The organism is Pseudomonas sp. PME37.24/006, assembly GCF_055556635.1.
Genome location: NZ_JBVHNL010000260.1, coordinates 1 through 245 on the forward strand (window position 1 = coordinate 1; position 245 = coordinate 245).

General features: G+C 69.8%; 1 pseudogene. It reads left to right on the forward strand.

Features of this window, described 5'->3' with window-relative positions:
• A pseudogene (locus ACZ3GY_RS24645) lies at positions 1–245 on the forward strand (histone deacetylase family protein); the annotation flags it as partial.

Sequence of the window (245 nt, forward strand, 5' to 3'; positions counted from 1 at the left end):
GACGGCCATCGAGGCCGCGCAGCGGGTCGCCGACGGGACGCGGATGGTCTATGCCCTGTGCCGCCCGCCGGGTCATCACGCGCTCGCCGGCGCCGCCAACGGCTTCTGCGCCTTCAACAATGCCGCCGTCGCAGCGCAGCATCTGCGCCAGCGCTTCGGCAAGGTCGCCGTGCTCGACGTCGATACGCACACGGGCAACGGCACGCTCGACATCTTCTATGAACGGGGCGACGTGCTGGTCTGCT